Source organism: Croceibacterium soli (genome assembly GCF_009828065.1).
Taxonomy (GTDB): Bacteria; Pseudomonadota; Alphaproteobacteria; order Sphingomonadales; family Sphingomonadaceae; genus Croceibacterium_B; species Croceibacterium_B soli.
This window is the reverse complement of the sequence record NZ_WTYK01000001.1, coordinates 348,377-360,506: the sequence shown is the minus strand read 5'-3', so window position 1 is coordinate 360,506 and position 12,130 is coordinate 348,377. Positions and strand designations below refer to the sequence as shown.

Sequence of the window (12,130 nt, the reverse complement as noted above, 5' to 3'; positions counted from 1 at the left end):
CGCGATAACCCCGGAGTGGCTGTTGGCGCCGCCGCGCGCGTTTACCCACGCTTGCAAAAGCACCTTCCTGTCGGCATTGGGAAAATTCGCGACATTTTCGTAAGCACCCCGACGGGGTGAGTCGCCTTTCGTTGCGGCCCTGCCGCTCCGCAAGGCCGCTTGCCTCGCCGGAAACAGGAACGAGTAAATTGACCGAGTACCCCGCGCCTCAAGGCCTCTACGATTCCCGCAATGAGCACGACTCCTGCGGTGTGGGTTTCGTCGCCCACATCAAGGGTGAGAAATCGCACGCGATCGTCAGCCAGGCGCTGGAGATTCTGGCCAATCTCGACCACCGCGGCGCCGTGGGCGCCGATCCGCTGCTGGGGGACGGTGCCGGCATCCTGATCCAGATGCCCGATCCGCTCTACCGCAAGTGGGCGGAAGGCGAAGGCCTGAGCCTGCCGCCGCTGGGCGAATACGCGGTCGCGATGTGCTTCATGCCGCAGAACGACGAAGCGCGGGAGTTCATCACCGGTCAGTTCGAGAAGTTCGTGGCCAAGGAAGGCCAGCGGCTGATCGGCTGGCGCGACGTGCCGACGACCAAGGACGGGCTCGGCAAGGCCGTGCTCGCCTCCATGCCGGTGATCCGCCAGTGCTTCATCGCCCGGGGCGAGAACTGCGCCGACCAGGACGCGTTCGAGCGCAAGCTGATCGTCATCCGCAAGCAGACGCAGAACCCGCTCGCCGCGCTCGCCGAAAAGCACGGCATGCCGGAGATCACCCAGCTCTACATGCCCAGCTTCTCCAGCCGCACGGTGGTCTACAAGGGCCTGCTGCTGGCGAACCAGGTCGGCAGCTTCTACGACGACCTGCGGAACCCGGACTGCACCAGCGCCCTCGGCCTCGTGCACCAGCGCTTCAGCACCAACACTTTCCCGAGCTGGAAGCTGGCGCACCCGTACCGCTTCATGGCCCACAACGGCGAGATCAACACCGTTCGCGGCAACGTGAACTGGATGAACGCCCGCCGCCGCACGATGGAATCGCCGCTGCTCGGCGCCGATCTCGACAAGCTCTGGCCGATCATCCCGCACGGACAGTCGGACACCGCCTGCCTCGACAACGCGCTCGAGCTGCTGCTGCTCGGCGGCTACTCGCTCGCCCATGCGATGATGATGCTGATCCCTGAAGCCTGGGCCAAGAACCCGCTGATGGATCCGGCGCGCCGCGCGTTCTACGAATACCATGCCGCGCTGATGGAGCCGTGGGACGGCCCCGCCGCCGTGGCCTTCACCGACGGTCGCCAGATCGGCGCCACGCTTGACCGCAACGGCCTGCGCCCGGCGCGCTTCAGCATCACCCGCGACGACATCGTCTGCCTCGCTTCCGAAAGCGGCGTGCTGCCGTTCGCCGAGGAGGACATCGTCCGCAAGTGGCGCCTGCAGCCGGGCCGCATGCTGCTGATCGATCTCGAGCAGGGCCGCATCATCGAGGACGAGGAGCTCAAGGCCCAGCTCGCGGGCGACGAGCCTTACGCCAAGTGGCTCGAGCAGGCGCAGTACAAGCTGCAGGATCTCGAGACGATCGAGACCGACCACGACGCCGTCCGGGCGACGGAAACCAGCTTGCTCGATCGCCAGCAGGCGTTCGGATACACCCAGGAAGACCTCTCGCGCTTCCTGGAGCCGATGGGCACCGCCGGCGACGATCCGATCGGCTCGATGGGCACGGACACGCCGCTGGCCGTGCTGTCGGATCGCAGCCGCCTGCTCTACGACTACTTCAAGCAGAACTTCGCCCAAGTCACCAACCCGCCGATCGACCCGATCCGCGAGGAACTGGTCATGAGCCTGCTGTCGATGATCGGCCCGCGCCCGAACCTGCTCGGCCATGAGGCCGGCACGCACAAGCGGCTCGAAGTCGACCAGCCGATCCTGACCAACCAGGACCTGGAGAAGATCCGCTCGGTCGAAGCCTCGCTCGATGGCGCCTTCCGCACCGAGACGGTCGACATCACCTGGGATGCCGCGACCGGGGCCGAAGGGCTCGAGCTGGCGCTCAAGGAGATGTGCTGGGCGGCCACGGAAGCGGTGCTGCAGGACAAGAACATCCTGATCCTGTCCGACCGCGCCCAGGGCCCCGACCGCATCCCGATGCCTGCGCTGCTCGCCACGGCGGCGGTGCACCATCACCTCGTCCGCCAGGGCCTGCGCATGCAGACCGGCCTGGTGGTCGAGACCGGCGAAGCCCGCGAAGTGCACCACTTCTGCGTTCTCGCGGGCTACGGCGCCGAAGCGATCAACCCCTACCTTGCGTTCGAGACGCTCGAGGACCTGCGGCGCGACAAGTTCCCGGAGATCGACGAGGCGACGGTTCGCAAGAACTACATCAAGGCCATCGGCAAGGGCATCATGAAGGTGATGTCCAAGATGGGCATCTCCACCTACCAGTCCTACTGCGGCGCGCAGATCTTCGACGCCGTGGGCATGTCGAGCGCGTTCGTCGACAAGTACTTCACCGGCACCGCCACGACTATCGAGGGCGTCGGCCTGCGGGAAGTCGCCGAAGAGGCGGTCCGCCGCCATGAGTGCGCCTATGGCGACAACCCGGTCTACGAGAACATGCTCGACGTCGGCGGCATGTACCAGTTGCGCCTGCGCGGCGAAGAGCATGCCTGGACGGCGACCACGGTCTCCAACCTGCAGCATGCGGTGCGCGGCAACAACTGGGCCAACTACGAAGAATACGCCAAGACGATCAACGAGCAGTCCGAACGCCTGCTGACGATCCGCGGGCTGATGGACCTGAAGAAGGCCGAGAAGCCGCTCGACATCTCCGAGGTCGAACCGGCCGAGGAGATCGTCAAGCGCTTCAGCACCGGGGCGATGAGCTTCGGCTCGATCAGCCGCGAGGCACACACCACGCTGGCGATCGCCATGAACCGCATCGGCGGCCGTTCCAACACCGGCGAAGGCGGTGAGGAAGCCGACCGCTTCCTGCCGCTGCCGAACGGCGATTCGATGCGCTCCGCAATCAAGCAGGTCGCATCGGGCCGCTTCGGGGTGACGACCGAGTACCTGGTCAACTCCGACGACATCCAGATCAAGATGGCCCAGGGCGCGAAGCCGGGCGAAGGCGGCCAGTTGCCTGGCCACAAGGTCGACAAGACGATTGGCCGAGTCCGCCACTCGACCCCGGGCGTCGGCCTGATTTCGCCCCCGCCGCACCACGACATCTACTCGATCGAGGATCTGGCGCAGCTGATCCACGACCTCAAAAACGTGAACCCAGTTGCGCGCGTTTCGGTCAAGCTGGTGTCCGAAGTGGGCGTCGGCACGGTCGCCGCGGGCGTTTCCAAGGCGCGCGCGGATCACGTGACGATCTCCGGCTACGAAGGCGGGACCGGCGCTTCGCCGCTGACCAGCCTGACCCATGCCGGCTCCCCCTGGGAGATCGGCCTGGCCGAGACGCAGCAGACGCTGATCCTCAACGACTTGCGCACGCGCATCGCCGTGCAGGTCGACGGCGGGCTGCGCACCGGGCGCGACGTCGCCATCGGCGCGCTGCTCGGCGCGGACGAGTTCGGCTTCGCCACCGCGCCGCTGATCGCCGCGGGCTGCATCATGATGCGCAAGTGCCACCTCAACACTTGCCCGGTCGGCGTGGCGACTCAGAACCCGGTGCTGCGCGCGCGCTTCACCGGCCAGCCCGAGCATGTGATCAACTACTTCTTCTTCGTGGCCGAAGAACTGCGCCAGATCATGGCCGAGATGGGCTTCCGCACCATCGAGGAGATGATCGGGCGGGTCGACCGCATCGACATGCGCCCGGCGATCACCCAGTGGAAGGCCAAGGGGGTCGACCTCAGCCGCATCCTTCACCAGGTGCCGCCGGCGGAAGGCCATGCGCTCTACAACACCGGCACGCAGGATCACGGCCTTGCCGCGGCGCTCGACAACGAGCTGATCGCCGCCGCGCGTCCGGCGATCGACAGCGGCGAGACGCTGGTGATCGAGCGCGAAGTCCGCAACGTCAACCGCACCGTGGGCGCGATGCTCTCGGGCGAAATCGCCAAGGCACACGGTCATGCCGGCCTCAAGCCCGAGCAGCTCCGGATCAACTTCACCGGGGTTGCCGGGCAGAGCTTCGGCGCGTGGCTGGCCCACGGCGTGACGCTGGACCTCACCGGCGATGCCAACGACTACGTCGGCAAGGGCCTGTCCGGCGGCCGCATCATCGTACGCCAGCCGCAGGGCGTCGGGCGCGAGGCGACCGACAACATCATCGTCGGCAACACCGTGCTCTACGGCGCGATCGCCGGCGAGGCGTTCCTCAACGGCGTGGCCGGGGAGCGGTTCGCGGTGCGCAACTCGGGCGCCGTGGCCGTCGTCGAAGGCACCGGCGATCACGGCTGCGAATACATGACCGGCGGCGTGGTCTGCGTGCTCGGCAAGACCGGGCGCAACTTCGCGGCCGGCATGTCGGGCGGCTTGGCTTATGTCTACGACGAGGACGGCACCTTCCGTAACTTGTGCAACTTAGCCCAGGTCGACCTGGAAGAGATCGATCCCGCTCCGGACGCCGAGGAAGGCACCGGCCGTCCCTCGCAGCGCCCGCGCAGTGTGGACGACATGGGCATGGGCGACATGCTCCGCCACGATGCCGAGCGCCTGCGCATCCTGGTCGAACGGCACAAGCTGCACACGGGCTCCGCCCGTGCGGCCGCGCTGCTCGACGACTGGGACAACGCATTGAAAAAGTTCATCAAAGTGATGCCGCGCGACTATGCTCGCGCGCTCCGGCAACTCGAAGCCGAACGCGAGGAAGCCGCCTCCGTCGCGGCCGAATAGGATTTACGAAGATGGGTAAGGAAACCGGCTTCCTCGAGCTGGATCGCGAGGACCGCAGCTACGAAGACCCGCAGGAGCGGATCAAGAACTACAAGGAGTTCGCGATCCCGCTGCCGGCGGAAAAGCTGAAGAACCAGGCGTCGCGCTGCATGAACTGCGGGATCCCGTACTGCCATAACGGCTGTCCGGTGAACAACATGATCCCCGACTGGAATCATCTGGTCTACGAGGACGACTGGCGCGAAGCGCTGGACAATCTCCATTCGACCAACAACTTCCCGGAATTTACCGGCCGCGTGTGCCCCGCGCCGTGCGAGGCCGCGTGCACGCTGAACATCGTGGACCAGCCGGTGACGATCAAGTCGATCGAGTGCGCGATCGCCGATCGCGGCTGGAAGGAAGGCTGGATCGTTCCGCGTCCGGCCCTGACGAAGACCGGCAAGCGCGTCGCCGTGGTCGGCTCCGGCCCCGCGGGCCTCGCCTGCGCCCAGCAGCTCGCCCGCGCCGGCCATTCGGTGACGGTGTTCGAGAAGAGCGACCGCCTCGGCGGCCTGCTCCGCTACGGCATCCCCGACTTCAAGATGGAAAAGCATCTGATCAACCGCCGCGCGGTGCAGATGGAAGCCGAAGGCGTGACCTTCCGGACCAGCACCGAAGTCGGCGTCGACATCTCGATCAAGTCGCTCAAGGAGAACTTCGACGCGATCGTCCTGGCCGGCGGCGCCGAGGATCCGCGCGGGCTCAACATTCCCGGCGCCGAACTGCCCGGCGTGCGCCTGGCGATGGAGTTCCTCACCCAGCAGAACAAGCGCAACGCCGGCGACAGCGAAGAGCGCGCCGCGCCGCGCGGCACGCTGACGGCGACCGGCAAGGACGTGATCGTGATCGGCGGCGGCGACACGGGTTCCGACTGCGTCGGCACCTCCAACCGCCAGGGCGCCAAAAGCGTGACTCAGATCGAGATCATGCCCAAGCCCCCCGAGAAGGAAAACAAGGCGCTGACCTGGCCGAACTGGCCGATGAAGCTGCGCACGTCTTCCAGCCACGAGGAAGGCGCCGAGCGCGACTGGGCAGTCCTGACCAAGGAAGTCGTCGGCGAAGACGGCAAGGTCACCGGCCTCCGCTGCGTGCGGATCGAATGGGTCGGCGGGCAGATGCAGGAGATCGAAGGCAGCGAGTTCGTGCTGCCGGCCGATCTGATCCTGCTGGCGATGGGCTTCGTCGGCCCGGTCAAGGCCGGCATGCTCGACCAGAGCGGCGTGAAGCTGACCGAGCGCGGCAATGTCGACGCGAACACCCTGGACTACCGCACGAGCGACGACATGATCTTCGCTTGCGGCGACATGCGCCGCGGCCAGAGCCTGATCGTATGGGCGATCCGCGAGGGGCGCCAGGCGGCGCGCGCGGTCGACGAGGCGCTGATGGGGGTAACCGAACTGCCGCGCTGAGGCTCAGTCCAGCGCGGCGTAAGCCCGGTCCAGAAGCTCCAGCAGAAGAGCATGATCGCGCGGGCCCAGCGCTTCGCGGATCTTCGTTTCTGTTGGCGAGACTTTGGCGAACATCGCCTTCATCTCGGTCACGCCCGCGGGGGTGACCGTGAGATGGTTGCGCCGCCGGTCGGTCGGCGAGCGGACCCGCTCGGCAAAACCGCGCTTTTCCAGCTCGTCGACAATCCCCACAAGGGCCGACTTGTTGAGCCCGGCTGCGTCGGCCAGCGCGGTCTGCGTCGACCCCGGGTTGGCGGCGATCAGCGAGAGCACGGTGTGCGAGCCCGTCGGCAGTCCGCTGCCGTCGAGCGCGGCGATCGAGCGGGCGACCATCACATTGTGCAGCAGCCGCAGCCGCGGCCCTACCGAGCCGGCGAGTTGCCCCCATTCGAGAGGCGTTTCCGCGGGCCGTTCCGCTCCTGTAGGCTTGATCATGTCCCTTGCTCGCACCGGACCGTAGCTTTTGCAACCGGTTGCGGCCGGCGAACAAGTGCTACCACTCGATGGCGCCGCGGCCGTTCGCGTCCAGGAACGCGTTCGCCTGGCTGAACGGCTTCGAACCGAAGAAGCCGCCGTAAGCGGACAGCGGGCTGGGGTGCGGTGAAGCCAGCACCAGGTGCGTCCCATTGTTCGCCAGTTCGGGCACCCGGAGCGCCTTCTTGCGCGCGTGATTGCCCCACAGGATGAACACGCTCGGTTCCGCCCGCGCGGCGGCCGCGGCAACCGCCGCGTCCGTGATCGCGTCCCACCCGCACTTGGCGTGGCTTCCGGCCTTCCCGGCCTCCACGGTGAGCGAGGCGTTGAGCAGCAGCACCCCCTGCCTGGCCCAATGCTCGAGATTGCCGTGCGCGCGGCGGGGCACGCCCAGGTCGCTCTCCAGCTCCTTGTAGATGTTCACCAGCGAAGGCGGGATACGCACCCCCTCCGGCACCGAGAAGGCCAGCCCGTGCGCCTGGCCAGGCCCGTGATAGGGGTCCTGCCCCAGGATCACGACCTTCACCGCATCGAGCGGGGTCAGCTCGAACGCCCGGAGCCGATGCTCGCGCGGCGGGTAGATCATCCGCCCTTCGCCTTCCTCCGTGCGCAACCACTCGTCCAGGCGGGCGCACTCGGGCAGCGCCAGCACCGGACCAAGCGCGACGCGCCAGCTTTCGGGGACTGCTTCCAGCATGCACCGCGCCATACACCGCCGCGGGCGGCAGCTCCACGCAGGCTTTCCCTCTTTCCCCAATGTCACTAAGGCCCGTGGCCATGGCCGTACATTTTCATGAAGAAGACTTGCCCGCAGGCGTGCTCGCCCCGGGTCCGATCGCCGTCGATACCGAAACGATGGGTCTCGTCACCCCGCGCGACCGCCTTTGCGTGGTGCAGGTCAGCGACGGCGGGGGCGACGAGCACCTCGTGCGCTTCCGCGTCGGCAGTTCCTACCACGCGCCGAACCTCAAGGCGGTCCTGGCCGATCCCGCCCGGCTGAAGCTCTACCATTTCGCCCGGTTCGACTTGGCCGCGATCGAATACTACCTCGGGGTCGTCGGAGCGCCGGTGTTCTGCACCAAGATCGCCAGCAAGCTGACGCGCACCTACACCGACCGCCACGGCCTCAAGAACCTGCTCAACGAGCTGCTGAACGAAGACATATCCAAGCAGCAGCAGTCGAGCGATTGGGGCGCGCCCGAGCTGACCGACGCGCAGCGGGACTATGCCGCTTCCGACGTGCGCTATCTCCACCGCCTTCACCAGGTCTTCGTCGAACGGCTCCGCCGCGAAGGCCGCCAGGAACTTGCCCAGGCCTGCTTCGATTTCCTTCCTGCACGCGCGCGGCTGGACATCGCCGGCTGGGCCGACCGCGATATCTTCAGCCACGACTAAGGTACGATCCGCCAAAGAGTCCGAATGACCGTCCAAGCCGACCAGATTCGCGACCGCCGCCGCGCCTTCGCCGCGCCCGGCGGGTCGCTCGACCGGATGGTCCGCTGGCTGGCGGTGGGGCTGCCTGCCGCCGTGGGCGTGATCGCCGCGCTGATGATCGTCACGCCGCTATCCCCGCGCGGCGAAGTCAGCTTCCTGCTCGACCGCAACAAAGTCTCGGTCGCAGAGGACCGCCTGCGCGTGGACAACGCCGTCTATCGCGGGGCCGACGCCAAGGGCCGCCCGTTCTCGGTCTCCGCCGGGGAAGCGGTCCAACGCACGGTGACGGAACCGGTCGTGCGCATGCGCGACCTGATCGCCCGCATTCTTCTTTCGGAAGGCCCAGCGGTGCTGACCGCCGACGTCGGGCGCTACAACTACAACACCGAGCGGGTCGTGGTGGACAGCCAGGTGCGGCTGACCGCCGCCGACGGATACCGGATGACCGCCAGCGGCGTGGCCGTGGACCTGAAGGACAAGGCCCTGGTCGGCAGCGGCGGGGTCGAGGGCGCTATCCCGGCGGGCACGTTCTCGGCCAACTCGCTCCGCGCCGATCTCGACGCCCGTACGGTCACGCTGGACGGCAACGCCCGCCTGCGCATGACCCCCGGCAAGCTGCAGATGCCGCGATGACTGCCGAGACAGCTTCCCCCGCCCGCCGCAAGCGGCTAGTCACCCCTGCGATGCGTAGCCGATCCTCCTTGTCCCGTCTTGCCCTCCGCGGGCTCGCCGCCGGCGCCATCGCCGGAACGATCGGCGCGCTGGCGCTCGGCTCGCAAGCCGGCGCGCAAGGGATCGCCGGGTTCAATTCCAACCAGCCGGTCAACTACGCGGCGGACCGGATCGAGCTGCAGGACCGGCAGAACCGCGTCGTGCTCTCGGGTGACGTGGTCATCGACCAGGGCGACATGCGGCTGACGGCCGGACGCACCACGGTCGCTTATACCGACACGGGCAGCCTGAGCATCCAGCGGATCGACGCCACCGGCGGCGTCACCGTCGTCCGCGGTGCCGAGCGGGCGAGCGGCTCCGCAGCCGTCTACGACTTCAACCGGCGGGTGATCATCCTGTCCGGCGGCGTCGCCCTGCGCCGGGGCAGCGACACGCTGAACGGCGGGCGCCTGGTGATGGACCTCAACAGCGGCGTCTCCAGCGTCGACGGCCGCGGCGGCACTGCGCCGGGCGGCACCAGCGGCCGCGTCAGCGGCAGCTTCTCGGTCCCGGATCGGGACTGATCCTCCCCCTCCGGGGAAGGATTGGATTGCTTGAACGCTCAGCCAAAATCCTCCCCGGGACGGGGAGCTGGCAGCACGCAGGGCTGACGGAGGGGGGCCGCGGCCTGGACCAGCCGTTCGTCCAGGCCACGCGCCCCCTCCACCACCCGCTTCGCGGGCGGTCCCCCTCCCCGTCCCGGGGAGGATTTGAAGAGGCGCTCAGAAAGATCCTCCCCCTCTGGGGGAGGTGGCATCGCGTAGCGATGACGGAGGGGGAGTGGCCTGGCTCACCGGTTCGTCCAGGCCAAGCCCCCTCCGTCACCGGCTTTTGGCCGGCGCCACCTCCCCCAGAGGGGGAGGATTTAGTCACTCCGAATCCTCCCCTTGCTGGAGATGATTTATTCTAGCGCATCAGCAGCCCGGGCGCGCTGAGCGAAGCCGTTCGCCCGTTAGTGACTCGCCAACCTGCCTCTGCTAGAGAGCCGTCCATGGCTACGAAGCTCACCGCGACGACTACCACCACCCCGGTGCTCCGGGGGCGGTCGGCCGCGCGTTGACGCTGGCCGCCGCCGCCCGGTTTCGGGTGGCGCGGCTTCCTCCCGAAACCGGTTCCCCTTCCAAGCCGCCCCTTCCGGCGGGCCGCGCCTTGTGCCAAGGCCCCGCCGAACAGATGTGACGGACCGACGATGACCGAATTGCTCAAGATCAGCCTGCCCGATGGTTCCGTGCGCGAGATGCCCGCGGGATCGACCCCGGCGGATGTGGCCGCGGCGATCGGCCCGGGGCTCGCCAAGGCGGCGCTCGCCGCGCGGGTCGACGGCGAAGTGCGCGACATCATGCGCCCGTTCGAAGGCGATGCCGAGCTCGCGCTGATCACCGCGCGAGACGAAGCCGACGCGCTCGAGCTGGTCCGCCACGACTATGCCCACGTGCTGGCCGAAGCGGTCCAGATGCTCTGGCCGGACACGCAGATCACCTTCGGTCCGGCGACCGAGGACGGGTTCTACTACGACTTCGCCCCCGGCGCCCGCGGTCCCTTCACCGAGGAGGACCTGCCGGTCATCGAGGCGAAGATGCGCGAGATCATCGCCGCCGACAAACCGCTCCGCCGCGAGGAGTGGGACCGCGACCGGCTGATCGCCTGGTTCAAGGAACGGGGCGAGACGTTCAAGGCCGAGTGGGCTGCCGAGCTTCCAGGCGACGAGCCGCTGACGGTCTACCATTCCGGCGAAGGCTGGCTTGACCTCTGCCGCGGCCCGCATCTGGCCAGCACCGGCAAGCTCGATCCGCAAGCGTTCAAGCTGACCCGCGTGTCCGGCGCCTATTGGCGCGGCGACCAGAAGAACGCAATGCTCAGCCGCATCTACGGAACCGGTTGGCTCAACAAGAAGCAGCTCAGCGAGCACCTCGTCCGCCTGGAAGAGGCCGCCAAGCGCGACCACCGCAAGCTGGGCCGCGAGATGGATCTGTTCCACCTGCAGGACGTGGCGCACGGCTCGGTCTTCTGGCACCCCAAGGGCTATGTGATCTGGCGCGAGCTGGAGGCCTACATGCGCCGGGCGATTGACGCCGCCGGCTATCGCGAGATCAAGACGCCGCAAGTGATGGACGCGCGCCAGTGGGAGCAGTCCGGGCACTGGGGCAAGTACCGCGAGAACATGTTCGTCATTCCCGACGAAGTGCCGAACACCGAGGATGAAGGCCCGCTGGTCTCCGACGGCGCCGAGTGGATGGCGCTCAAGCCGATGAACTGCCCGGCGCACGTGCTGGTGTTCAAGCACGGCATCAAGTCCTACCGCGACCTGCCGCTGCGGCTTTACGAGAACGGCTGCTGCCACCGCAACGAGCCGCACGGCGCGCTCCACGGCCTGATGCGCGTGCGCCAGTTCACGCAGGACGATGCGCACATCTTCTGCCGCGAGGACCAGATCGTCGCCGAAGTGCGCGCGTTCTGCGAACTGGCAGACCGGATCTACGGCGATTTCGGCTTCACCTACTCGATCAAGCTCGCGCTGCGGCCGGAGAAGCGCTTCGGCACCGACGCGCAGTGGGACCAGGCCGAGGCGGAGCTGCGCGCCGCCGTCATCGAAGCGGGCCTCGCCACGGAGGAGTACGGCTGGGAGGAGCTTCCCGGCGAAGGCGCGTTCTACGCCCCCAAGCTCGAATGGCATCTCACCGACGCGATCGGCCGCACCTGGCAGGTCGGCACGATCCAGTCGGACCGCGTGCTGCCCGAGCGGCTCGACGCGAGCTATGTCGGCGAAGACGGCGAACGCCACCGCCCGCTGATGCTCCACCGGGCGATCTTCGGCTCCTATGAGCGCTTCATCGGCATCCTGATCGAGCACTTCGCCGGCAAGCTGCCGGTGTGGCTGGCGCCGGTGCAGGCGGTGGTCGCGACGATCGTGTCCGACGCCGACGACTATGCCAACGAGGCGCTGGCGAAGCTGCGCGCGGCCGGCATTCGCGCCGAGGCGGACCTGCGGAACGAGAAGATCAACTACAAGGTTCGCGAGCACTCGGTGGCGAAAGTCCCGCACCTGCTGGTGGTCGGCAAGCGCGAGGCCGAGGAAGGCACCGTCGCCATCCGCACCCTGGGCGAGCAGCAACAGAAGTTCGTCTCGCTGGACGAGGCGATCGCTTTCCTGAAGGTGGAGGCGACGCCGCCGGATCAGCGGTAGCGGACTGA

General features: G+C 67.7%; 8 protein-coding genes. 6 read left to right on the top strand and 2 right to left on the bottom strand.

What is annotated here, in order from left to right:
• Nucleotides 1-188 precede the first annotated feature (188 nt).
• Together gltB and GRI75_RS01780 are read left to right on the top strand one after the other, a co-directional pair.
• The gene (gene gltB, locus GRI75_RS01785) at nt 189-4,832 is read left to right on the top strand and encodes a glutamate synthase large subunit (RefSeq protein ID WP_235911108.1); all 4,644 of its coding nucleotides are present in this window, start codon (nt 189-191) and stop codon (nt 4,830-4,832) included.
• 11 nt (nt 4,833-4,843) lie between these two features.
• Complete coding sequence (locus GRI75_RS01780) at nt 4,844-6,280, top strand: glutamate synthase subunit beta (protein ID WP_160745213.1); 1,437 nt, start codon at nt 4,844-4,846, stop codon at nt 6,278-6,280.
• Between the two features lie 3 nt (nt 6,281-6,283).
• Here the strand turns inward: GRI75_RS01780 and GRI75_RS01775 are convergent, their stop codons facing one another.
• Complete coding sequence (locus GRI75_RS01775; protein WP_160745212.1) at nt 6,284-6,754, bottom strand: MarR family winged helix-turn-helix transcriptional regulator; 471 nt, start codon at nt 6,752-6,754, stop codon at nt 6,284-6,286.
• Between the two features lie 58 nt (nt 6,755-6,812).
• On the bottom strand, nt 6,813-7,490 hold the full coding sequence (ung, locus tag GRI75_RS01770; RefSeq protein WP_160745211.1) for a uracil-DNA glycosylase: 678 nt from the start codon (nt 7,488-7,490) through the stop codon (nt 6,813-6,815).
• A gap of 80 nt (nt 7,491-7,570) precedes the next feature.
• Here ung and GRI75_RS01765 point away from each other — a divergent pair, with 80 nt between their 5' ends.
• The 4 genes from GRI75_RS01765 to thrS all read left to right on the top strand — a co-directional run bounded on the left by GRI75_RS01765 (nt 7,571) and on the right by thrS (nt 12,122).
• Complete coding sequence (locus GRI75_RS01765; RefSeq protein WP_160745210.1) at nt 7,571-8,188, top strand: ribonuclease D; 618 nt, start codon at nt 7,571-7,573, stop codon at nt 8,186-8,188.
• Nucleotides 8,189-8,212: 24 nt separating this feature from the next.
• The gene (lptC, locus tag GRI75_RS01760; protein WP_160745209.1) at nt 8,213-8,860 is read left to right on the top strand and encodes an LPS export ABC transporter periplasmic protein LptC; all 648 of its coding nucleotides are present in this window, start codon (nt 8,213-8,215) and stop codon (nt 8,858-8,860) included.
• A 50-nt stretch (nt 8,861-8,910) separates the two neighbouring features.
• Nucleotides 8,911-9,462 carry an LptA/OstA family protein gene (locus tag GRI75_RS01755; RefSeq protein WP_160745208.1) on the top strand — a complete coding sequence of 184 codons (552 nt, stop codon included), beginning with the start codon at nt 8,911-8,913 and terminating at the stop codon, nt 9,460-9,462.
• Nucleotides 9,463-10,127: 665 nt separating this feature from the next.
• Nucleotides 10,128-12,122, top strand: coding sequence for a threonine--tRNA ligase (gene thrS / locus GRI75_RS01750; protein ID WP_160745207.1), 1,995 nt, complete (start codon nt 10,128-10,130; stop codon nt 12,120-12,122).
• Nucleotides 12,123-12,130 lie beyond the last annotated feature (8 nt).